This is a genomic window from Comamonas sp. 17RB, from assembly GCF_030056555.1.
Classification (GTDB): Bacteria; Pseudomonadota; Gammaproteobacteria; order Burkholderiales; family Burkholderiaceae_C; genus Comamonas; species Comamonas terrigena.
The window spans coordinates 108,517-130,589 of the sequence record NZ_JASHHY010000013.1; the positions used below are offsets into that span (position 1 = coordinate 108,517).

Genomic DNA, 22,073 nt, shown 5'->3' on the forward strand with positions numbered 1-22,073 from the left:
CGCTCCCCACCGACAGGGATGCACTGCGGGGAAAGCGCTGGCCGATGAGCGAGGCGGCGCAAGACTGCGTGCGCCTCTCAGGTTTGGGGCAGGATGTACGCATCGATACAAAACGTGAGTGATAATAATTCTCATTAAAAATCACTCCATGGCCCGTGCGGGCCTTTTTCGTTCATGTCTCCCTCGCATCGCACCCTGTTCCCCGCTGCGCGCAGCGGCTTGCTGTCTCCCCACGTCCTGGCCTTGGCCGGTGTGCTGGGCCTGAGTGCCACCGTCGCACGGGCCCAGGAAGAATCCACCACCACGCTCAAGGAAGTCACCGTGCGTTCGGCGCAGGATGTGCAGACGCTGCCGGCCCCGGCGGCTGGGGGCCAGGTGGCCAAGGGCGCCGGTCTGGGTCTGCTGGGCAACCGCGATGTGATGGATGCGCCTTTCAACATCACCAGCTACACCCAGCAGGTGATTGCCGACCAGCAAAGCGCCACGGTGGCGGCGGTGCTGGAAAACGACCCCTCGGTGCGCTTCACCACCAATGCCGGTCACGCCTACGAAAACTACACCATCCGCGGGCTGGAGGTGAATTCCAGCGACGTCTCCCTCAACGGCCTGTACGGCATGGCGCCGGACGGCCACATTCCCACCGAAATGCTGGAGCGTGTGGAAGTCCTCAAGGGTCCGGGCGCGCTGCTCAACGGCATGGCGCCGGGCGGCGCCGTGGGCGGTGTGGTGAATGTGGTGACCAAGCGTCCCACGGCCGATGACCGCACGCAGCTGACCACCTCGTTCGCCACGGGCTCGCAGTTCGGCGTGCACGCCGATGTGTCCAGACGCTTTGGGGAAGAACGCCGACTGGGCATCCGTGTCAACGGCAGCATGGCCAGCGGTGAAACCGATGTCGACGACCAGAAACGCCGCAAGCGCCTGGGTGCGCTGGCGATGGACTACCAGGGCGATCGCTGGACGCTGGGGCTGGACGCCTACAGCTACCGCTCCACCATCGCCAATGGCAGCCCGCTGATGGTGGGCTTTGCCACGGTGGGCCATATGGTGGCCGCGCCGGATGCCTCGCTGAACCAGTTCCGCGGCATGCAGGCGGAGCAGCAAAGTGACGGCGTGATGCTGCGCGGTACGGCCGAGCTGAACGACGCCTGGAGCGTGTACGGCAGCCTGGGCTGGGCCGAGCACGAATACACCGGCATGCTCAACGGCACGCGCGGCATTCTGCAAAAGGACGGCCACACGCTGAACACCCAGACGTACAACCAGTATGGCTACACCAAGAACCTCACCGGGGATGTGGGGGTGCGCGGCAAGTTCCGCACCGGCGCGGTGGCACATGAACTAGTGCTTTCCATGAACCAGCTGCGCCAGGAAGGCGGGCGTGGCCTGAATGCCAAGGGCGGCGTGCCGTCGGCCAGCTATGTGAGCGACCTGTACGCGCCCAGCGACAAGGTGGTGTTCAGCAGCGAAGCAACGGCCTACAAGCAGGAAAAGGACAATGTCATCACCAGCTATGCCGTGGCCGACACGCTGAGCATGCTCGATGGCAAGCTCGCCGTCACCGCCGGTCTGCGCCTGCAGCAGGTGGAGCAGAAGATGGCCGGTTACGACGCCCAGGCCACCACGCCCATGCTGGGCATTGTGGCCAAGCCCTGGGGAGAGCAGCTGTCGCTGTACGCCAACTACATCGAAGGTCTGAGCGCAGGCACCACCGTGGCCGCCGGATACGCGAATGCTGGCGAGACCCTGAAGCCCTACCAGACCAAACAAATGGAGGCCGGGGTCAAGTGGCAGAACGCCGGGCTGACGCACACCTTCTCGCTGTTCCAGATCAGCAAGCCCTCCGCCATCTCGGTGACCCGCGCGGGGGATACCCTGCCCACACTGGTGGATGACGGCGAGCAGCGCAACCGCGGTGCGGAGTGGACCGTGTCGGGCAAGCTCGCATCCGCCTGGACGCTGCTGGGCGGCGTGGCCTACACCCAGGCCAAGCAGACCAAGACCCAGGGCGGCAGCAAGGACGGGCTGGACATGTATGGCGTGCCGCGCTGGACGGCGAATCTGGGGGCCGACTACGCCGTGGCTGCCGTGCCGGGGCTGGCGGTCAGCGGCCGCATGGTCTACACCGGTACGCAGTGGGTCAACTCCAGCAACACCATCCAGGCGCCCAGCTGGACGCGTTTTGACGCCGGGGTGCGCTATGCCACCCGCATGGGCGGCAAGCCCGTCACCCTGCGTGCCAATCTGCAGAATCTGTTTGACCGCAAATACTGGGCGGGTGCATTCGCCGACAACTTCATGACCGTGGGCGCACCGCGCACGCTGCGTCTGTCGGCCACGGTGGACTTCTGAGTCGTATGCTGCGCCGCGTGAATCCCGCCGGCGCATTGCCATGACCACTGCCCCGGTGTGCATACCCTGCGCCGGGGCTGTGGTGCAGGAGAGGGCCACGCCGAGGGCACCGAAACAGACATGACCTTGAAAAGAATTTTGCAGAAATCGACCCCCTTCGCCATGGCCGGGGTCCTGTGCGCGGTGCTCGCTGGCGCGGCAGGAGCGCAGGACAACGCCCCCGAGCCGATGCTGAAAAAAACGGTGCAGACAGCCGTCGCCGCCGCAGGGCAGCGGCTGCCGCTGGAAGTGCCCGCCGGCCAGGTGGTGCAGCTGCGCATCACCGGGGAGAACGTGCATGTCGATCTGCGCGATGCCCAGGGGCGGCATCTGCGCCGCCTGGCAGAGAACGGCCGGGGCGTGCAGACGGCCATGTGGCGTACACAGGGTGCACAGCACGAACAGCTGTGGGCCACGCCCGTGCTGGCCGGTCAGCCGGCCACGGCGGGCCTGCAGGTGCTGCAGACCTGGACCAGCGACGGGCCCGCACCCCTGTCTGCCGCGGACACGCCGATGGGCCCGCAGCTGCAGGCGCTGCAGCAGGCTGTGGCCCGTGGCGCTGGCACCGAGGCGTTCTGGCAGACCGTGCAGCAGCAGGGTGCGCCGCTGGTGGAGCCGTGGCAGGACGGACAACTGCTGGTGACCTTTGTGTGGCGCGACCGGGGCAACACCAATGTGCGCCTGTTCGGCAGCCCCAGCGGCGACCACAACCCGCTGCAGAAGCTGGCCGGCAGCGATGTCTGGTGGACCAGCGTGGTGATGGATCCGCGCGCGCGCCTGAGCTATGGGCTGGCGCCGGATGTGCCGCAGATTGCCGATGCGCGGCAGCAGCGGCGCATGATTCTGGCCACGCTGCAGCGCGACCCGCTGAACCCGGCGGTCTTTCCCACCGCCCCGTGGGGCGGGCTGGACGACATCCACCAGGGGCGCTCGGTGCTGAGCCTGCCGCAGGCGCCTGCCCAGCCCTGGGTGGCCGCACGTGCCGGGGTGCCGCGTGGCACGCTGACGCGCCATGTGGTGCACAGCGCCATCCTGGGCAATGACCGCGATGTGTGGACCTATGTGCCTGCGGGAGCGGGCGCACAGGGTGTGCAGGGGCTGCTGGTGCTGTTCGATGCCCATGCCTATGTGCACGACGTGGCCACGCCGCGCATTCTGGACAACCTGGTGGCCGATGGCCTGCTGCCGCCGGTGGCGGCAGTGATCGTGGGCAATGCCAGTCCCGAGGCGCGGGGGGACGAGTTGCCGCCCAACCCGCAATTCGCCCGCTTCATGGCCGAGGAGCTGATGCCCTGGGTGCAGGCCCAGGGCCTGGGGCAGATGGCGCGCCGCACCGTGGTCGCGGGCAGTAGCTATGGGGGGCTGGTGTCCAGCTACCTGGGGCTGACGCACCCCGAGCTGTTCGGCAACGTGCTGAGCATGTCAGGCTCCTACTGGTGGGCACCAGAAGGCGAAGCGCCGGGCTGGATGCAGCGGGCTTGGCAGACGCTGCCCGCGCCCATGCCGAACGTGCGCTTCTATATCGATGCAGGCAAGTTTGAAAGCGGCCGAGGCGCGCGCGACGGCATTTTGGAAACCACGGCCGCGCTGGGTGACGTGCTGCGCGCACGCGGGCTGTGGGTGATGCAGCGCAGCTTCGTCAGCGGCCACGACTATGTGCAGTGGCAGGCGTCGCTGGGCTGCGGCATGGTGGCGCTGCTGGCCCCGCAGCATATGCAGCTGTCGCGCGTGCGGGGCTGCAAAGGCGTGCCGCAGTAGGCGGGCTGGCTTCTCCGGGAGCCCCCGCTCCGGAGCGGGGGGGGCATGCAGGGCGGCAAGGAGGTCTTGACGCCCTGGGGCGATCGGCAAACGCCGCGGTGGCTCAGCGCTTGCGCTCCAGCAGCATCGAGTCGCCGTAGCTGAAGAAGCGGTACTCGTTCTGCACCGCATGCTGGTACAGCTCCATCACGTGCTTGTAGCCGGCCAGGGCGCTGACCAGCATCATCAGTGTGCTCTTGGGCAGGTGGAAGTTGGTGATCAGGCAGTCCACCACGCGGAACTCGAAGCCCGGGGTGATGAAGATGTTGGTGTCGCCGCTGATCTGGCCGGTGCGGGCCCAGGATTCCAGCGTGCGCACGCTGGTGGTGCCCACGGCGATGATGCGGCCACGGCGCTGGCGGCAGCGCTCCAGCGCAGCCAGCGTGCCCAGCGGAATGTTGTACCACTCGCTGTGCATCTGGTGTTCGGCGATGTTCTCCACCTTCACCGGCTGGAAGGTGCCGGCCCCCACGTGCAGCGTGACCGAGGCGGTCTCCACGCCACGCTCCTTCAGCGCATCCAGCACGCCCTGGTCGAAGTGCAGGGCCGCCGTGGGCGCTGCGACGGCGCCGGGGTGGCTGGCGAACACGGTCTGGTAGCGTTCGGTGTCTTCGGCTTCGTCCGGGTCTTCGTCGCTGTTCTGGTTGCGGGCGATGTAGGGCGGCAGCGGCAGGTGGCCGAACTGCTCCATCAGATCCCAGGGGGTGGCGTTGTGGGCGCCCTGCAGCGCAAAGCGGAACAGCGGGCCGCTTTCATCGGGCCAGCGGCCCAGCAGCGTGGCATCGAAGCCGCCCTTGCCCAGACCGCCATGCAGATGGATCTTGGCGCCCGGCAGCGGCTTCTTGCTGACCTTCATGTGGGCCACGACCTCGTTGCCTTCCAGCACGCGTTCGATCAGCAGCTCCAGCTTGCCGCCACTGGCTTTTTCGCCGAACACGCGGGCCTTGACCACCTTGGTGTCGTTGAAGACCAGCAGATCGCCTTCGTGCAGCAGATCGGGCAGCTCTTTGAACACGCGGTCCACCGGAGGGCTCTGGCGGCCGTCCAGCAGGCGCGAGGCGCTGCGTTCGGCGGCAGGGTGTTGGGCAATCAGATGCTCGGGCAGAGCAAAGTCGAAATCACTGAGGGTGTGCGGGCGGGGACTGAAAGACATGCGTGTTCTTGAGGGCCTGACAAGCCCGTTCCAAGGTCGAAACCGAAAAACCAATTGTCGCAAATACCGGCGACGGGGCGCAAAAGCATACGGGTAATTCCCCTGATCGCTCCGCATATGTCCCCGGGGTGCATGGGAATGTTTGCGCCGTATCAGTACACGTACAAAGCGCACGGCCTAGACTGGCTAGTTACTTACTGCAACAAGTGGTGTGGGCATGGACACGACATTTGTCTGGGACGACAACTTCATTACCGATCTGGAAGGCGTGGATGGGCAACACCATGCGCTGGTGGATCTGTTCAACGAATTGAGCGGTGCGCTGTTTCGCCAGGGGCAGGGCCAGGACAACGACGCCCTGCTGGAAGACATCTACCGCCGTCTGCTGGCCTATACCGAATACCACTTTGCCGAAGAAGAAGATCTGATGCAGCAGCACGGCCTGGACGAACGCCACATGCAGCCGCACCGCCATCTGCACCAGCAGTTTGTGGAGCAGGTGGCGCTGCTGTGGCGCCAGCGCAAGAGCATGGCCGACCCGGGGACCACGCTGGTGGGCTTTCTGACCTCGTGGCTGGGGTTGCACATCCTGGGCGTGGACCAGTCGATGGCGCGGCAGATCTGCTCCATCCGCGGCGGCCTGTCGCCGGCCCAGGCCTTCGACCAGGAGCGCCGCAACAACGACAACGGCACCCAGGCGCTGCTGAAGATGATCGGCAAGCTCTACACCGCGCTGTCGCTGCAGAACATGCAGCTGGCCGAGTCCAATCTGCTGCTGGAAGAACGCGTGGCCGAACGCACCCAGGAGCTGGCCCAGGCCAATGTGCGGCTGGAAGCCATGTCGCGCACCGATGGCCTGCTGCAGATTGCCAACCGCGCCTACTTTGAGGAACGCCTGGTGCAGGCCTGTGCCCAGGCCGGCCGCAGCGGCCGGCCCGTGGGGCTGGTGATGGTCGATGTGGACCATTTCAAGCGCTACAACGACCACCACGGCCACCAGCAGGGCGACCGCTGCCTGCAGGCTGTTGCCCAGGCGCTGCGCACCAGCGTGCACCGCGTCAGCGATGTGGTGGCGCGCTACGGCGGCGAAGAGTTTGCCGTGATCCTGCCGGACACCGACGCCGAAGGCGCGCTGGCCGTGGCCAGGCAGATCGTGCGCAATGTGCGCCTGCTGGAGCTGGCGCACGGCAACTCGCCGGTCTGGCCTTGCGTCACCGTCAGCGCGGGTGCGGCCAGCATGGTGCCACCCGCCAGCAAGGACGGTCGCTATGGCCGCACCCAGCTGGTGGACATGGCCGATGCGGCGCTTTACGCCGCGAAATCGCTGGGGCGCAACGGCTGCCAGCTGGCCGCCGCGCCGCAGGTGCCGGTGGAAGACGCCACCCAGCAGCCGGCCTGAAGCCCGCACGCGCCTTGCAGCTAGTGGGCGGGCGCTTGCCTACCGCGCCGTGGCGCCTTCAGGCAGTGGCAGCTGCACCCTTGCGCCACAGCGTTTCCAGGTGGGTGAACGGCCATTCGCCCGGGTCTTCCTGGCAGACGATGCGGTCCTGGCCCGGCTGGGACAGATCGACCAGCTGGGGGCTGAGATTGCGCTGGCTTTGTGTGCAGTAAAACACCACCACGCGGGGGGCGGTCAGGCTTTTGACCGAGGGCTCGCTGACCACGGCCAGCCGTTCGGATTGCAGGCGCACCAGCGATCCCACCGGGTAGATGCCCACGGTTTTGACAAAGGTCTCGAACAGGCGCTTGTCCAGGTGGGTGCCCGTCCATTCGGCCATGCGGCGCAGCGATTCGGACGGGGGCCAGCCTTTCTTGTAGGGGCGGTCGGAGGTGATGGCGTCGTACACATCGCAGATGGCGGTCATGCGTGCCAGCAGGCTGATTTCATCGCCCCCCAGTCCGTCGGGGTAGCCACCGCCATCCAGCCGCTCGTGGTGGTGCAGGCAGGCGTCCAGCACGGTGGCATCCATGTCGCTGCTGCCGCACAGCAGGTCATAGGCGGCGCGGGGGTGGCCCTTGATGTGCGCAAACTCGGCGTCCGTCAGTTGCCCGGGTTTGTTCAGAATGGCCGGGTCCATGTGGGCCTTGCCCAGGTCGTGCAGCAGGCCGGCCATGCCGGCGCGCCGGACCGCTGCCTCGTCATGGCCCAGCTTGCGTGCCAGGGCCACCATCAGGCCGCTGACCGCCACCGAGTGCATATAGGTGTAGTTGTCGGCCGTCTTCAGGCGCGCCACGCTCAGCAGCGCATCCGGGCTGCGCAGCACGGAGCCGGTGATTTCGTTGACCAGGTTTTCGGCCATGTCCATGCCGATGGCGCGCCCCATGCGGGCTTCGCTGAACATGTCCAGCATGGCATCGCGCGACTGCTCGCACAGCGCCATGGCCGTGTGCAACTCCTTGCCCAGGGAGGTCGGCGCCGTGTCGATGGCTGCCAGCGGGCGCGCCTGCGGTTTGGCCGTGGGCGGTGTGCGGTCCGGGTCGGATGTCTGCTGGGGATCCCAGACCACGCAGGGCACGCCGGGGGCAATGTCCTTGCCGCGGGCCGGATCGATCCAGACCTCCGTGACCTTGCTTTTGCGCAGCCGCTGCAGGTCGGACGCATCGGTCAGCAGGAAGGCGCTGCGCCAGAAAGGGTGGGAGATCCAGGGGCCGCACATCTCGTAGATGTACATGCCGGTGGTCAGGTGCTGAACGGAGATGCGCTTGAACATGCGAATGGGGGCGGCACTTTGGCGCTGGTCAGGAGTGGTCCATGGTAGCCTGTCCCCCGCTGCTTGTCGCCATCGCCTGCCTGCTGTTTGATTCTGCTCATGCCTGCTTCTGTTCCCGCCAAAAAACCTGCCGCCAGTGCCGCCCAACAGGCCATGCACAAGCTGGGCCTGGTGCGTGACATCGATCTGGCCCTGCACCTGCCGCTGCGCTACGAGGACGAAACCCGCATCATCCCGCTGAAGAACGCGCGCGATGGCGAGACGGTGCAGATCGAAGCCACGGTCACCCAGAGCGAAGTCCAGCTGCGCCCCCGCCGCATGCTCAAGGTCACGGTGGACGACGGCACCGGCACTTGCGTGCTCACCTTCTTCAGCTTCTACCCCTCGCACCAGAAAACCCTGTCGCCGGGGGCGGTGCTGCGCATCCGGGGTGAAGTCAAAGGGGGGTTCTGGGGGCGGCAGATGCTGCACCCTGCCTTCAAGCTGGCCGGTGGCGAGCTGCCCCAGGCGCTGACCCCCATCTACCCGACCACCGCCGGCCTGCCGCAGCCCTATTTGCGCCGTGCGATTGCCAGTGCATTGCAGCGTGTGCAGCTGCCCGAGACGCTGCCGCCGGGCACGCCGCCGCCGGTGCTGCCGTACTGGAGCGAAGCGGGGCTGCATGGCCTGCTGGGCTTGCGGGAAGCGCTTTATTTTTTGCACAACCCCACACCCGATGTGGCGCTGGCCACGCTGGAAGACCATTCCCACCCGGCCTGGCAGCGCCTGAAGGCCGAAGAGCTGCTGGCCCAGCAGCTGTCGCAGTACCAGGCCAAGCGCGAGCGCGCGCGTCTCAGGGCGCCGGCCTTGCGCGTGCCGCCGCCTGCCGCCGGGGAGCAGACCTTGGTGGAGCAGTTTCTGGCAGTGCTGCCGTTCGGCCTGACCGGAGCCCAGCAGCGCGTCTGCCGCGAAATTGCCGATGACATGGCGCGCACCATGCCCATGCACCGCCTGCTGCAGGGCGATGTGGGCTCGGGCAAGACCGTGGTGGCCGCCCTGTCGGCCATGGTCTGCATTGCCGCCGGCTGGCAGTGCGCGCTGATGGCGCCCACTGAAATCCTGGCCGAACAGCACTTTGGCAAGCTGGTGGGCTGGCTGGAGCCCATCCTGGAGCCGCTGGGCAAAAAAGTGGCCTGGCTGTCCGGGGCGCAGAAAAAGAAGGAGCGTGCCGCCATGCTGGCGCTGGTGGCCAGCGGCGAAGCCGCGCTGGTGGTCGGCACGCATGCGGTGATTCAGGAGCAGGTGCAGTTCCACAACCTGGCGCTGGCCGTGATCGACGAGCAGCACCGCTTCGGTGTGGCCCAGCGCCTGGCATTGCGGCAGAAGCTGGCCCATGCCGGCCTGGAGCCGCACCTGCTGATGATGAGTGCCACGCCCATTCCCCGCACCCTGGCGATGAGCTATTACGCGGATCTGGATGTGTCCGTCATCGACGAGCTGCCGCCGGGGCGCACGCCCATCGTGACCAAGGTCATCTCGGACAGCCGCAAGGACGAGGTCATCGCCCGCATCGGTGCCCAGGTGGCCGCCGGGCGGCAGGTCTACTGGGTGTGCCCGCTGATCGAGGAAAGCGAGGCGCTGGACCTGTCCAATGCCACGGCCACGCACACCGATCTGAGCGAAGCCCTGCCCGGCGTGATGGTGGGCCTGCTGCACTCGCGCATGCCCACGGCCGAGAAGAAGGCCGTGATGGAGCTGTTCACGGCCGGCATCATGGGTGTGCTGGTGTCCACCACGGTGATCGAAGTGGGGGTGGACGTGCCCAACGCCAGCCTGATGGTGATCGAGCATGCCGAGCGGTTTGGCCTGAGCCAGCTGCACCAGCTGCGCGGCCGCGTGGGGCGGGGCGCCGCGGCTTCGGCCTGCGTGCTGCTGTATGCGGTCAACGACAATGGGCGCCTGTCCGATACCGGCAAGGAGCGGCTGCGCGCCATGGCCGAGACCAACGATGGCTTCGAGATTGCGCGGCGCGACCTGGAAATCCGCGGCCCGGGCGAATTCCTGGGCGCACGCCAGTCGGGCGCGGCCATGCTGCGCTTTGCCGATCTGGAACAGGACATTGCGCTGCTGGAATGGGCGCGTGAGCTGGCACCATCCATGCTGGAGCAGCATCCGCTGCTGGCGGAGATGCATATTTCACGCTGGCTGGGCGGCAAGGCCGAATACCTCAAGGCGTGAACTTCCGGATCAGCGCACGATATGCGGTCGATATCTGGTGTTCAGCTGACATTTTTCTGAAAAAATCGCTGCACCCTGACTGCGAAACAAGCGAGGGCATGCAAAATGTTGAGTCCTCTCCCTGCATAGAAAAGATCCACACACGCCATGACGCTCACAGAACTGAAGTACATCGTTGCGGTTGCCCGAGAAAAGCACTTTGGCCGCGCGGCCGATGCCTGCTATGTGTCGCAGCCCACGCTGTCTGTGGCGATCAAGAAGCTGGAGGACGAACTGGACGTCAAGCTGTTCGAGCGCAGCGCGGGGGAAGTGACGGTGACGCCGCTGGGTGAGGAAATCGTGCGCCAGGCGCAGAGCGTGCTGGAACAGGCGGCAGCGATCAAGGAGATCGCCAAGCGCGGCAAGGACCCGCTGTCCGGCGTGCTGACGCTGGGCGTGATCTACACCATCGGCCCCTATCTGCTGCCCGATCTGGTGCGCAACTCCATCGAGCGCACGCCGCAGATGCCGCTGATGCTGCAGGAGAACTTCACCGTCAAGCTGTTGGAAATGCTGCGCACCGGCGAGATCGACTGCGCCATCGTGGCCGAGCCTTTCCCCGACACCGGCCTGGCCATCGCGCCGCTGTACGACGAGCCCTTCATGGCCGCCGTGCCCAGCAGCCACCCGCTGGCACAGAAGTCCACCGTGTCCACCATGGACCTGAAGAACGAGACCATGCTGCTGCTGGGCGCAGGCCACTGCTTCCGCGACCATGTGCTCGAGGTCTGTCCCGAGTTCGCCCGCTACGCCAGCAATGCCGAAGGCATCCGCCGCACCTTCGAAGGCTCGTCCCTGGAAACCATCAAACACATGGTGGCTGCAGGCATGGGCGTGACCCTGGTGCCACGCCTGTCCGTGCCCAAGGATGCGCTGGACACGCCGCGCCGTCGCAAGTCGGACGAGCCGCACATCCGCTACCTGCCCATCGTCGAAGAAGACGGTGTGCCACCTCCCAGCCGCCGCGTGGTGCTGGTCTGGCGCCGCAGCTTCACCCGCTACGAAGCCATTGCCGCGCTGCGCAACGCCGTCTACGCCTGCGCGCTGCCGGGCGTCACGCGCCTATCTTGAGCTTGGTCACAGCCGCGCGCATGACAGCGCGCGCGTTGTGCGCTACAGTTTTCAGAACGCCCCACGGGGCTTGCATGAAAGGAGTCCAGATCCATGGCCAAAGATTCGAGCAAGACAAGCGTTAAGAAAGACAGCAAGACCGAGGCTGTACCGGCAGTGCCTGCTATCAATATCGGTATCAGCGACAAGGACCGCGAAGCGATTGCCAAAGGCCTGTCGCGCCTGCTGGCCGACACCTACACGCTGTACCTGACCACGCACAACTTCCACTGGAATGTGACGGGTCCGATGTTCAACACCCTGCACACCATGTTCATGGGCCAGTACACCGAGCTGTGGAATGCGGTGGACCCGATTGCCGAGCGCATCCGCTCGCTGGGCCACTTTGCCCCCGGTTCCTACGCCCAGTTCGGCAAGCTGACCAGCCTGCCCGATGTGCCCGTGACCCCGCCCAAGGCCGTGGAGATGATCCGCATCCTGGTGCAGGGCAACGAAGCCGTGGCCCGTACCGCGCGCGAGCTGTTCCCCCTGGCGGACAAGGCCAGCGATGAGCCCACGGCCGACCTGCTGACCCAGCGCCTGACGGTGCACGAGCAGACCGCCTGGATGCTGCGCTCGCTGCTGGAAGACTGACCGCTTCCCGCACCAGACTGCTCAGTCGCAACGCCCGCTGCCAGCGGGCGTTGTGCATTTGGCGCGACAATTCCCGGCTATGACCTCCCCTGTTGCTTCCCCTGCTGCACCGGCGCGCAGCAAACTGTCGCTGTATCTGGACCTGATCCGCTGGAACCGCCCCGCGGGCTGGCTGGTGCTGGTCTGGCCCACGCTGGCAGCGCTGTGGGTGGCGGCAGACGGGTTTCCGGGCTGGCATCTGCTGCTCGTCTTTGTGCTGGGCACGGTGCTGATGCGCAGCGCCGGCTGCACCATCAACGACATTGCCGACCGCGACTTCGATAAGCATGTGAAGCGCACCACGCAGCGGCCCATCACCAGCGGCCAGGTCTCGGTGCCAGAGGCGGTCATGGTCGGCGTGGTGCTCACCCTGGTGGCATTCGGCCTGGTGCTGTCGACGCGCTGGGAGGCGGTGGCCTGGTCGGTGCCGGCCGTGCTGTTCACCATCCTCTACCCGTTCACCAAGCGCTTCTTTGCCATGCCCCAGGCCTTTCTGGGCATTGCCTTTAACTTCGGCATCGTGATTGCCTTTGCCGCGGTGACGGGGGGCGTGCCGCTGGCTGCCTGGGTGCTGTGGCTGGCCAATATGTTCCTGGTGCTGGCCTACGACACCGAGTACGCCATGGTGGACCGTGACGACGATCTGAAGATCGGCATGAAGACGTCGGCCATCACGCTGGGCCGTTTCGATGTGGCCGGCATCATGGCCTTCTTCGTGCTGTGCTGGGGCCTGACGGCCTGGGTGCTGGCGCCATACCAGCTGGGCTGGCCGTTCTGGCTGGGCATGGGCGCGGCGGCGGCGCAGATCGTGTGGCACTACACGCTGATCCGGCACCGCACGCGCGAAGGCTGTTTTGTGGCCTTCAGCAAAAGCCATTGGATCGGTGCCTGCATGTTTGCCGGTGTGGCGCTGGGATTCGCGCTGCGCTGAGCGGAACTTGCCGGGGTCGGCCTGGCTCTCACCTTACAGCCAGGGTGCCCGTGGGCACCCTTTTTTCATGCCCGCAGTGCTGCGGGCACCGTGCGAAAGTGGGAAGATGCAACGCAGACAGTGGCTGGGAGCTGCCGCGGGTGCGGCGGCGCTGGCCGCAGCAGGAGTGCGCATGACCAGTGCCCATGATGTCGCGCAGGCCGCCGTGCAGGCGGGCATTGCCGAGCTCAAGCCGTCGCCCCGCATGCCGGTGCTGTTCCTGGGGCATGGCAGTCCCATGAATGCCATCGAAGACAACGCCTACCGCCGCAGCTGGCAGCAGCTGGGGCAGGAGCTGCTGGCGCAGGTGGAGCGGCCACAGCTGGTGCTGTGCATCTCGGCGCACTGGCTCACGCAGGGCGGATCGTTTCTGACCGGCATGGCCCAGCCCAGGACCATCCATGACTTCGGCGGATTTCCGCCGGAGTTGTTTGCCCAGCAGTACCCGGCACCGGGGGCCCCCCAGGTGGCCATCCAGCTGGCGGCCCAGCTGCAGATGCCGCACACCCGGGAGCCCCTGGGCGTGGACCCGCAGGCATGGGGACTGGACCACGGGGCCTGGAGCGTGCTCCAACCCATGTTTCCCGATGCCTCCATTCCGGTGGTGCAGCTGAGCATGGACTACAGCCGCCCGCCGGCCGAGCATTACGCGCTGGGTCAGCAGCTGCGGGCCTTGCGCGAGCGGGGCGTGCTCATTGTTGGCAGCGGCAACGTGGTGCACAACCTGCGCGCGCTGCAGCGCACCTCGTCACCCCAGCAGGCCTATGACTGGGCGGTGGACTTTGACCAGATGGTGGCCCGCCATGTGGACCAGGGGGATCTGGCGGGTCTGGTGGACTTCCAGCAGCTGGGGCCGGTGGCGCAGATGGCCCACCCCAGCCATGACCATTACCTGCCGCTGCTGTATGCGGCCGGTGCGGTGGAGGGCGGAGAGGCGGTGCGCAGCTTCAACACCGACTACCAGATGGCGGCCATCTCCATGCGCTCCATGGTCTGGGGCGCATAGCGCCGTTCCCGCCAGCAGCGCTGCACGGTGACCGCGGCCACCGCACAGCGCAGACCACCGGCTCAACGGCCGAATTCGGCCGCCAGTTCCTGGGCGCGGGCTTCGGCCTTGCGCATGGCCTGCACAAAGTGCGCAGCCACCTGCGTGTCCTGCATGTGGGTGATGGCCGCGAAGGTGGTGCCGCCCTTGCTGGTCACACGCTCGCGCAGCACGGCGGCGGGTTCGTCGGAGCGGGCGGCCAGCTCGGAGGCGCCCTGGAAGGTGGCCACGGCCATCTGGTAGGCCTGGGCTTCGCTCAGGCCCATGTCCTGGCCGGCACGGGTCATGGCTTCCAGGAAGAAGAATACATAGGCCGGGCCGGAGCCGGACAGTGCGGTCACGGCGTCCAGGTGGCTTTCCTGCTCCACCCACATGAACTGGCCGGTGGTGCCGATCACGGCTTCCACCTGCGCGCAGCCGGCGGCATCCACATCGGCGCGGGCGAACAGGCCGGTCATGCCCTTGCCCACCAGGGCGGGCGTGTTGGGCATGGCGCGCACGATGCGGCCGGTGCCCAGCCATTGGGCGATGCTGTCGGTGGTGATGCCGGCGGCCACGCTCAGGTGCAGGGCGTGGCGGGTGTAGGGGCTGGCGGCAGCGGCCGCGTCCTTGAAGGTCTGGGGCTTGACGGCCCAGACCACCAGTTCGGCGGCTTGCAGCGCGGCGGTCGCGGCCGGCAGCGCGTCGATACCGAATTTGGCTTTCAGCGCATCGCGGGCTGCCTCGAACGGCTCGACCACGGTGATGCTGGCAGCGGGCAGGCCCTGGGCAAGCAGGCCGCCGATGAAGGCACTGGCCATGTTGCCGCCGCCGATGAAGGCGATGGAAGAGGGATGGGTTGCGGGGGATGTCATGAAAGGCTCCGGAAAGCGAGGGGCAGCGCCCCGACCAAGGGCTTGCCCTAATCCGCTATTGTCGCGCGGTGCGTGTGGCAAAAACAGGCGCTATTCACGCAATGGCTTTAATGGCTTGGCCGTGCCATCCCTTGCGAACGCCTGTGACAGGCGGCAGGCAGCGCCTGGCGGGGGCATGAATCAGGCCGGGTGGGGCAGTGCCGTCTGTGCCACGGCGTGCTCCCAGCGTGCCATCAGCTCCTGGGCGCGGTCATGCTCCTGGGTGGGCACAAAGCGGCGCTCGGCCTTCCACAGGGCCGACAGCTCTTCGGTGCTCTGGTACACGCCGGTGGACAGACCGGCCAGGTAGGCCGCACCCAGCGCGGTGGTTTCCACGCAGGCGGGGCGCACCACGGGAATGCCCAGCAGGTCGGCCTGGAACTGCATCAGCAGGTTGTTCACACAGGCCCCGCCGTCCACGCGCAGCTCGCTCACTGCTGCACCGCCATTGGCCACCGCATCGCGGCTCATGGCCTGCAGCAGGGCCGCGCTCTGGTAGGCAATGGATTCCAGCGCCGCGCGGGCGATGTGGGCGATGGTGCTGCCGCGCGTCAGGCCGGTGATGGTGCCGCGGGCGTCGGGCTTCCAGTACGGGGCACCCAGGCCGGTGAAGGCGGGCACCATCATCACGCCGCCGCTGTCGGGCACGCTTTCGGCCAGCTGCTGCACCTGGCCGCTGTGCTCGATGGCGCGCAGGCCGTCGCGCAGCCACTGCACCACCGCGCCGCCCACGAAGACGCTGCCTTCCAGCGCAAACTGGGGCTGGGTGCTGGCCTGTGCGGCCGAGGTGGTCAGCAGGCCGTTGGCCGAGGTCTGGAACTGGCTGCCGGTATGCATCAGCATGAAGCAGCCGGTGCCATAGGTGTTCTTGGCCATGCCGGCCGTGAAGCAGGCCTGGCCGAAGAGGGCGCTTTGCTGGTCGCCGGCCACGCCGCCGATGGCAATCTCGCCGCCCAGGATGTCGGAGGCCGTGCGGCCGAAGTCGGCTGCGGAGGGCAGCACTTCGGGCAGCAGGCTGCGGGGAATGCGCAGCGCGGCCAGCAGATCGGTGTCCCACTGGTTGGTGTGGACGTTGAACAGCATGGTGCGGCTGGCGTTGCTGACATCGGTCACATGGCGTCGGCCGCCGGTGAGCTGCCAGATCAGCCAGCTGTCCACGGTACCGAAGGCCAGGTCGCCGGCGTCGGCCGCGGCGCGGGCGCTGGGCACGTTGTCCAGCAGCCATTGCAGCTTGCTGCCGGAGAAGTAGGCGTCGATCAGCAGGCCGGTCTTTTGCTGGATGGTGTCGGCCATGCCGGCTTCGCGCAGCGCGGCACAGATGGGCTCGGCACGGCGGTCCTGCCAGACGATGGCATGGTGGATGGGGGCGCCGGTCTTGCGGTTCCACACCACGGTGGTTTCACGCTGGTTGGTGATGCCCACGGCGCGGATGTCGCTGGCCGTGAGGCCGGCCTTGGTCAGTGCTTCCCGGGCGGTGGAAAGCTGGGTGCGCCAGATTTCGCGCGGGTCGTGCTCCACCCAGCCCGGACGCGGGTAGATCTGGGGCAGCTCCAGCTGGGCCGAAGCCACGATGCGGCCTTGCGCATCGAACACGATGGAGCGGGAACTGGAGGTGCCCTGGTCCAAGGCAAGCAGATAGGTCGTCATGGGGGAAGCATAGGTCAGAAACTGCGGCCGGCGGATAGGTGCCGCCCGCAGGAATGCCGCTGGCACGCAAGGCGCTGCCAGGGCGGGGGCCGAATGTGTTCAGGCCTGGTCGGCGACGGTGTATTCCACCTCGGCCTGCTCCAGCAGCGGAATGAAGTGGGGGGGCGGTGGTGCGTCCGTGAACAGGCGGTCCACCTGCTGCAGCGTAGCCATCTGCACCATGGCCTGGCGGTCGAACTTGCTGTGGTCGGCCGCCAGCCACAGTTCGCGCGATTGCTGGATGATGGTCTGCGCCACTTTCACCTCGCGCAGGTCGAAGTCGCGCAGCGAGCCGTCGGCCTCGATGGCGGAGATGCCGATCACGGCAATGTCCACCTTGAACTGGCGGATGAAATCCACCGCCGCCTCGCCCACGATGCCGCGGTCGCGCGTGCGCACCACGCCGCCGGCGACGATGACTTCACAGTCCGCATTGCTGCTGAGGATGGCGGCCACGTTCAGGTTGTTGGTGATGACGCGCAGGCCCTGGTGGCGCAGCAGGGCCTTGGCCACGGCCTCCGTCGTGGTGCCGATGTTCAGGATCAGCGAGCAGCCATTGGGAATGGCCTGGGCAATGGCCTGGGCGATGCGGGCCTTGCCTTCGGCATGCATGGTCTGGCGCTGCGGGTGGGCGATGTTCTCCACCGTGGCGCTGGGCATGCGCACGCCGCCGTGAAAACGCACCAGCAGGCCCATGTCGGCCATCTTCTGCACATCCCGGCGCACGGTCTGCAGCGTGACCCCCAGGATGTCGGCCAGTTGCTCCACCGTGGCGGATTGGCGTTGTCGGACTTCTTCGAGCAGCTGCAGTTGGCGGGGGTTGGAGTTCACGGCGCAAAAGGGCAAAGGTTGGGAAACGGGCAGATGCAGCACTTTATAGCGCAGACAGCAGGGTGTTGCGGCTTGTTTCGTTATGGTCATCGAAGTCAAACGAACCATGCCTAGGGTATTTTTCTATGGGTTCGGCAGACAAAAGAACAAAAATGCATCCATCCGAAAGCAAGCAAGGGCTTTCAATCACACGGAAGTACACATTTGCTCCGCAGCCGGAGCAGAGAGGTGGCGATGCAGCTGGAGCTGGAGAACGTGGCGCAACGTGTCGGGGGGCAGACGTGGCTCTACCCGCTGAACCTGACATTGCAAAGCGCTGCCGTGACCGTGCTGCTGGGGGCCACCCAGGCCGGCAAGACCAGCCTGATGCGCATCATGGCCGGGCTGGATGCGCCGACCAGCGGTCGCGTGCGGGTGGATGGCCGGGATGTGACCGGCATGCCGGTGCGCCAGCGCAATGTGGCCATGGTCTACCAGCAGTTCATCAACTACCCGTCGATGACGGTGGCGGACAACATCGCCTCTCCGCTGAAGCTGCGCGGGGACCAGGAGATTGACCGCAAGGTGCGCGCGCTGGCCCAGCGCCTGCACATCGACATGTTTCTGGACCGGCTGCCGGCCGAATTGTCAGGCGGCCAGCAGCAGCGGGTGGCGCTGGCCCGTGCCCTGGCCAAGGATGCGCCGCTGATGCTGCTGGACGAGCCCCTGGTGAACCTTGACTACAAGCTGCGCGAAGGCCTGCGCGACGAGCTGACCCAGCTGTTTGACGCGGGCCGGTCCACCGTGGTCTATGCCACCACCGAGCCGGGAGAGGCCCTGCTGCTGGGGGGCTATACCGCGGTGCTAGATGCCGGCGAGCTGCTGCAGTACGGGCCCACGGCCCAGGTCTTCCATGCGCCGCAGTCGCTGCGGGTGGCGCGGGCCTTCAGCGATCCGCCGATGAATCTGGTGGCCGTGGAGGTGGAAGGCGGCGGGCAACAGATCGCCTTGCCGGACGGTACCCGGCTGGCACTGCCCCAGCCGCTGCGCCAGCCCGCAGGGGCGGCCATGCTGGGAGTGCGTGCCAGTGCCCTGGCCCTGCAGGCGAGGCCCGGCGATGTGGCGCTGCAGGGGCTGGTGCACCTGGCGGAGATTTCGGGCTCCGACACCTTTGTGCACGTGCAACTGCCCTGGGGGGACTGGGTGGCGCAGCTGACCGGGGTGCACAAGGTCGGGCTCAATCAGCCTGTCAGCGTCTATCTGTCGCCGCTGGACTGCTATATCTTCGAGCGTGAATTGCCGGGCGGCCAAGGCGGCGCCCTGCTGCAGCTGCCGGTGTCCGAGGCGGGAGGCTGAACCATGGCACGCATCACCCTGGATCTGGCCCATGCCTACCGGCCCCATCCGCAGCAGGACAGCGACTACGCCCTGCTGCCGCTGCAGATGGAGTTCGCCGATGGCGGGGCCTACGCGTTGCTGGGCCCGTCGGGCTGCGGCAAGACCACCTTGCTGAACATCATGTCGGGCTTGCTGACGCCGTCGCATGGCAAGGTGCTGTTCGATGGCCGCGATGTCACGCAGGACAGCCCGCAGCAGCGCAACATCGCCCAGGTGTTCCAGTTCCCGGTGATCTACGACACCATGACGGTGGCCGAGAACCTGGCGTTCCCGCTGCGCAACCGCAAGGTGCCCGAGGCCGAGATCCGCCAGCGTGTGGGCGTCATCGCGGAGATGCTGGAGATGAGCGGCCAGCTGAACCAGCGTGCCGCCAATCTGTCGGCCGATGCCAAGCAGAAGATCTCGCTGGGCCGGGGGCTGGTACGGGCCGATGTGGCTGCCGTACTGTTTGACGAGCCGCTGACGGTGATCGATCCGCACCTCAAATGGCAGCTGCGGCGCAAGCTCAAGCAGATCCACCAGGAGCTCAAGCTCACGCTGATCTATGTGACCCACGACCAGGTTGAGGCGCTGACCTTTGCCGAGCAGGTGGTGGTGATGTCGCGCGGCCGGGTCATGCAAGTGGGGGCCCCCGACGCGCTGTTCGAACACCCGCGCCATGCCTTTGTGGGGCACTTCATCGGTTCGCCGGGCATGAATTTTCTGCCCGTGCAGTGCCGGGATGGCGCGCTGTGGGTGGGAGAGCGCCGCATGCCGGTGGCGCCTGCACTGCAGGCGCAGCTGGCCGACGGTGCGCCGCTGCAGCTGGGCGTGCGGCCGGAATACCTGCGCCTGGCCCTGCCGGACGCCGCCGGTGCAGTGCCGGCCCAGGTCCAGCGGGTGCAGGACGTGGGCACCCATTTGATGCTGACCGCCGGCATCGACGGCCACACGCTGAAAGCCCGTTTTGCCATTGGCACGCCGCTGCCGGCTGTGGGGCAGGGGGTCTGGCTGCAGCTGGTGGGGCCGCACACCTGCTACTACCGCAATGAGGAGCTGCTGGCATGAGCGCATCCAACAAACCGGTCAACCAGCGGGCCTGGTTGCTGATCCTGCCGGTGATCCTCTGCGTGGCGTTTTCGGCCGTGCTGCCGTTGATGACGGTGGTGAACTACTCGGTGCAGGACATCATCGATCCCGAGCGCCGCGTGTTCGTGGGCACGGAATGGTTTGCCGCCGTGCTGCGCGACGAAGAGCTGCACGCCGCGCTGTGGCGGCAGATCACCTTCTCGCTGGCCGTGCTGCTGGTGGAGATTCCGCTGGGCATTGCGCTGGCGCTGTCCATGCCGGCCCAGGGCTGGAAGGCTTCGGCGGTGCTGGTGGTGGTGGCGCTGTCGCTGCTGATTCCGTGGAACGTGGTGGGCACCATCTGGCAGATCTATGGCCGTGCCGACATTGGCCTGCTGGGCGCCACACTCAACGGCCTGGGCATCGATTACAGCTACACCGGCAATGCGCTGGATGCCTGGCTGACCGTGCTGGTGATGGATGTGTGGCACTGGACGCCGCTGGTGGCGCTGCTGTGCTATGCCGGCCTGCGCTCCATTCCCGACGCCTACTACCAGGCGGCGCGCATTGACGGGGCCAGCAAATGGGCGGTGTTCCGCTTCATCCAGCTGCCCAAGATGCGCGGGGTGCTGATGATTGCCGTGCTGCTGCGCTTCATGGACAGCTTCATGATCTACACCGAACCCTTTGTGCTGACCGGTGGCGGGCCGGGCAATGCCACCACGTTCCTGAGCCAGTACCTGACGCAGAAGGCCGTGGGCCAGTTCGACCTGGGGCCGGCGGCTGCGTTCTCGCTGATTTACTTTCTGATCATCCTGCTGCTGTGCTTCGTCCTCTACAACTGGATGCAGCGCGTGGGCACCGGCAATGCGGAGGTGGGCCATGAATGAACGCCGTTTTCACAAGCGCAGCATCTTTCTGGTCCTGTACCTGGTGTTTGCGGTGCTGCCCATCTACTGGATGGTCAATATGAGCTTCAAGACCAATGAAGAGATCGTGGCCAGCTTCACGCTGTGGCCGCAGCACTTCACCTGGGGCAATTACCGCACCATCTTCACCGACCCGTCGTGGTATTCGGGCTACATCAACAGCATGATCTACGTGGCCATCAACACGGTGATCGCGCTGACGGTGGCGCTGCCGGCGGCCTATGCCTTCTCGCGCTACCGCTTCCTGGGCGACAAGCATGTGTTCTTCTGGCTGCTGACCAACCGCATGACGCCGCCGGCCGTGTTCCTGCTGCCGTTCTTCCAGCTCTACACCACCATGGGGCTGATGGACACGCACATGGCAGTGGCGCTGGCGCACCTGCTGTTCAACGTGCCGCTGGCAGTGTGGATCCTGGAAGGTTTCATGAGCGGCATTCCGCGCGAAATTGACGAGACGGCCTATATCGACGGCTACAGTTTTCCGCGCTTTTTCCTCACCATCTTTCTGCCGCTGATCAAGGCCGGGGTGGGGGTGGCGGCGTTCTTTTGCTTCATGTTCAGCTGGGTGGAGCTGCTGCTGGCACGCACGCTGACCAGCGTGAATGCCAAGCCCATTGTGGCCACGATGACCCGCACCGTGAGCGCCTCGGGCATGGACTGGGCCACGCTGGCTGCGGCGGGGGTGCTCACCATCCTGCCGGGGGCGGTGGTGATCTGGTTCGTGCGCCACTACATCGCCAAAGGCTTTGCCATGGGCCGCGTGTAACGCGGCGGGAGACCCCTATGTTCAGTTGGATGGTCTGGACCACTCCGGTGGCCGTATTTTTTAGCTGCATCGCGCTGATGCTGGTGGGCATGACGGTGTGGGAAATCCGCAGCCCCACGGTGCAGCGCAAAGGCTGGCTGCCCATCGAAACCACGCGCGGGGACCGCCTCTTCATCGGCCTGCTGCTGGCGGCCTATATCAACCTGGCATGGGTGGGGCTGGGCGAGAAGATGGTGCAGTGGTTCGGGCTGGAGCAGGAGCCTTCGGTGTGGATCAGCTTTGTGCTGTCCATGCTGGTGCTGGCGCTGGTGATGCGCAAAGGCTGACGGAATGGTGGCACCGGGGGCCCCGCGGGGGGCGCCCCGCCCCCCCCACAACAAAAGGCCCCCCGCATATAAAAAAAAAAAAACCCCCACCAAAAAAAAAAAAAAATCCGTTTTATGCTGTTTTTGTTGATAAACACTGGGGGGGGGGGGGG

General features: G+C 66.4%; 18 protein-coding genes. 13 read left to right on the plus strand and 5 right to left on the minus strand.

Annotated elements, in window-relative coordinates; translation table 11 throughout:
• Nucleotides 1-174: 174 nt before the first annotated feature.
• A complete protein-coding gene (locus tag QM470_RS20590) occupies nt 175-2,352 on the plus strand; it encodes a TonB-dependent receptor (RefSeq protein WP_283340565.1) in 2,178 nt (725 codons plus the stop codon).
• Between the two features lie 120 nt (nt 2,353-2,472).
• On the plus strand, nt 2,473-4,149 hold the full coding sequence (locus QM470_RS20595; protein ID WP_502846870.1) for an enterochelin esterase domain-containing protein: 1,677 nt from the start codon (nt 2,473-2,475) through the stop codon (nt 4,147-4,149).
• A gap of 103 nt (nt 4,150-4,252) precedes the next feature.
• Here the strand turns inward: QM470_RS20595 and queA are convergent, their stop codons facing one another.
• Nucleotides 4,253-5,341, minus strand: coding sequence for a tRNA preQ1(34) S-adenosylmethionine ribosyltransferase-isomerase QueA (queA, locus tag QM470_RS20600; protein WP_066541356.1), 1,089 nt, complete (start codon nt 5,339-5,341; stop codon nt 4,253-4,255).
• A 217-nt stretch (nt 5,342-5,558) separates the two neighbouring features.
• On the opposite strand from queA, the gene QM470_RS20605 reads away from it, so the two are divergent.
• Nucleotides 5,559-6,740: a GGDEF domain-containing protein gene (locus QM470_RS20605; RefSeq protein ID WP_283340567.1), complete on the plus strand. Its 1,182-nt coding sequence runs from the start codon at nt 5,559-5,561 to the stop codon at nt 6,738-6,740.
• Nucleotides 6,741-6,798: 58 nt separating this feature from the next.
• Here QM470_RS20605 and QM470_RS20610 read toward each other — a convergent pair whose 3' ends face one another.
• Complete coding sequence (locus QM470_RS20610; RefSeq protein WP_066541350.1) at nt 6,799-8,052, minus strand: cyclic di-GMP phosphodiesterase; 1,254 nt, start codon at nt 8,050-8,052, stop codon at nt 6,799-6,801.
• Nucleotides 8,053-8,151: 99 nt separating this feature from the next.
• Here QM470_RS20610 and recG point away from each other — a divergent pair, with 99 nt between their 5' ends.
• From recG to ygiD, 5 genes are all read left to right on the plus strand, one after another.
• Entirely contained in the window at nt 8,152-10,269 is a 2,118-nt protein-coding gene (recG, locus tag QM470_RS20615) for an ATP-dependent DNA helicase RecG (RefSeq protein WP_280024763.1), read from the plus strand.
• Nucleotides 10,270-10,416: 147 nt separating this feature from the next.
• Nucleotides 10,417-11,379, plus strand: coding sequence for a LysR substrate-binding domain-containing protein (locus tag QM470_RS20620; RefSeq protein ID WP_192334831.1), 963 nt, complete (start codon nt 10,417-10,419; stop codon nt 11,377-11,379).
• Between the two features lie 93 nt (nt 11,380-11,472).
• The gene (locus tag QM470_RS20625; protein WP_280011466.1) at nt 11,473-12,012 is read left to right on the plus strand and encodes a Dps family protein; all 540 of its coding nucleotides are present in this window, start codon (nt 11,473-11,475) and stop codon (nt 12,010-12,012) included.
• Between the two features lie 79 nt (nt 12,013-12,091).
• On the plus strand, nt 12,092-12,982 hold the full coding sequence (gene ubiA, locus QM470_RS20630) for a 4-hydroxybenzoate octaprenyltransferase (RefSeq protein ID WP_283340568.1): 891 nt from the start codon (nt 12,092-12,094) through the stop codon (nt 12,980-12,982).
• A 172-nt stretch (nt 12,983-13,154) separates the two neighbouring features.
• Nucleotides 13,155-14,027: a 4,5-DOPA-extradiol-dioxygenase gene (gene ygiD, locus QM470_RS20635; RefSeq protein ID WP_283340569.1), complete on the plus strand. Its 873-nt coding sequence runs from the start codon at nt 13,155-13,157 to the stop codon at nt 14,025-14,027.
• Nucleotides 14,028-14,089: 62 nt separating this feature from the next.
• Here the strand turns inward: ygiD and proC are convergent, their stop codons facing one another.
• The 3 genes from proC to QM470_RS20650 form a co-directional block, all read right to left on the minus strand.
• Nucleotides 14,090-14,920, minus strand: a complete 831-nt coding sequence (gene proC, locus QM470_RS20640) for a pyrroline-5-carboxylate reductase (RefSeq protein WP_283340570.1) — start codon at nt 14,918-14,920, stop codon at nt 14,090-14,092.
• Nucleotides 14,921-15,100: 180 nt separating this feature from the next.
• Nucleotides 15,101-16,606, minus strand: coding sequence for a glycerol kinase GlpK (glpK, locus tag QM470_RS20645; RefSeq protein ID WP_283340571.1), 1,506 nt, complete (start codon nt 16,604-16,606; stop codon nt 15,101-15,103).
• A 99-nt stretch (nt 16,607-16,705) separates the two neighbouring features.
• Entirely contained in the window at nt 16,706-17,476 is a 771-nt protein-coding gene (locus QM470_RS20650; RefSeq protein WP_066541339.1) for a DeoR/GlpR family DNA-binding transcription regulator, read from the minus strand.
• 234 nt (nt 17,477-17,710) lie between these two features.
• On the opposite strand from QM470_RS20650, the gene QM470_RS20655 reads away from it, so the two are divergent.
• From QM470_RS20655 to QM470_RS20675, 5 genes are read left to right on the plus strand one after another with little or no spacing between them, the layout of a single operon-like run.
• Nucleotides 17,711-18,811: an ABC transporter ATP-binding protein gene (locus tag QM470_RS20655; RefSeq protein WP_283340578.1), complete on the plus strand. Its 1,101-nt coding sequence runs from the start codon at nt 17,711-17,713 to the stop codon at nt 18,809-18,811.
• A 3-nt stretch (nt 18,812-18,814) separates the two neighbouring features.
• On the plus strand, nt 18,815-19,900 hold the full coding sequence (locus QM470_RS20660) for an ABC transporter ATP-binding protein (protein ID WP_283340572.1): 1,086 nt from the start codon (nt 18,815-18,817) through the stop codon (nt 19,898-19,900).
• Nucleotides 19,897-20,790 carry a carbohydrate ABC transporter permease gene (locus QM470_RS20665; protein WP_066541334.1) on the plus strand — a complete coding sequence of 298 codons (894 nt, stop codon included), beginning with the start codon at nt 19,897-19,899 and terminating at the stop codon, nt 20,788-20,790. Before QM470_RS20660 ends, QM470_RS20665 begins: the two co-directional genes overlap by 4 nt.
• Nucleotides 20,783-21,595, plus strand: coding sequence for a carbohydrate ABC transporter permease (locus QM470_RS20670; RefSeq protein WP_280011473.1), 813 nt, complete (start codon nt 20,783-20,785; stop codon nt 21,593-21,595). Before QM470_RS20665 ends, QM470_RS20670 begins: the two co-directional genes overlap by 8 nt.
• 17 nt (nt 21,596-21,612) lie before the next feature.
• Complete coding sequence (locus QM470_RS20675; protein ID WP_066541332.1) at nt 21,613-21,921, plus strand: DUF2160 domain-containing protein; 309 nt, start codon at nt 21,613-21,615, stop codon at nt 21,919-21,921.
• Nucleotides 21,922-22,073 lie beyond the last annotated feature (152 nt).

Coding starts and splice junctions, on each gene's coding strand:
- recG (WP_280024763.1), top strand. CDS start 8,152: ATGCCTGCTTCTGTTCCCGCCAAAAAACCTGCCGCCAGTGCCGCCCAA.
- QM470_RS20590 (WP_283340565.1), top strand. CDS start 175: ATGTCTCCCTCGCATCGCACCCTGTTCCCCGCTGCGCGCAGCGGCTTG.
- queA (WP_066541356.1), bottom strand. CDS start 5,341: ATGTCTTTCAGTCCCCGCCCGCACACCCTCAGTGATTTCGACTTTGCT.
- QM470_RS20610 (WP_066541350.1), bottom strand. CDS start 8,052: ATGTTCAAGCGCATCTCCGTTCAGCACCTGACCACCGGCATGTACATC.
- ygiD (WP_283340569.1), top strand. CDS start 13,155: ATGACCAGTGCCCATGATGTCGCGCAGGCCGCCGTGCAGGCGGGCATT.
- ubiA (WP_283340568.1), top strand. CDS start 12,092: ATGACCTCCCCTGTTGCTTCCCCTGCTGCACCGGCGCGCAGCAAACTG.
- proC (WP_283340570.1), bottom strand. CDS start 14,920: ATGACATCCCCCGCAACCCATCCCTCTTCCATCGCCTTCATCGGCGGC.
- QM470_RS20660 (WP_283340572.1), top strand. CDS start 18,815: ATGGCACGCATCACCCTGGATCTGGCCCATGCCTACCGGCCCCATCCG.
- QM470_RS20670 (WP_280011473.1), top strand. CDS start 20,783: ATGAATGAACGCCGTTTTCACAAGCGCAGCATCTTTCTGGTCCTGTAC.
- QM470_RS20605 (WP_283340567.1), top strand. CDS start 5,559: ATGGACACGACATTTGTCTGGGACGACAACTTCATTACCGATCTGGAA.
- glpK (WP_283340571.1), bottom strand. CDS start 16,606: ATGACGACCTATCTGCTTGCCTTGGACCAGGGCACCTCCAGTTCCCGC.
- QM470_RS20595 (WP_502846870.1), top strand. CDS start 2,473: ATGACCTTGAAAAGAATTTTGCAGAAATCGACCCCCTTCGCCATGGCC.
- QM470_RS20655 (WP_283340578.1), top strand. CDS start 17,711: ATGCAGCTGGAGCTGGAGAACGTGGCGCAACGTGTCGGGGGGCAGACG.
- QM470_RS20675 (WP_066541332.1), top strand. CDS start 21,613: ATGTTCAGTTGGATGGTCTGGACCACTCCGGTGGCCGTATTTTTTAGC.
- QM470_RS20625 (WP_280011466.1), top strand. CDS start 11,473: ATGGCCAAAGATTCGAGCAAGACAAGCGTTAAGAAAGACAGCAAGACC.
- QM470_RS20620 (WP_192334831.1), top strand. CDS start 10,417: ATGACGCTCACAGAACTGAAGTACATCGTTGCGGTTGCCCGAGAAAAG.
- QM470_RS20665 (WP_066541334.1), top strand. CDS start 19,897: ATGAGCGCATCCAACAAACCGGTCAACCAGCGGGCCTGGTTGCTGATC.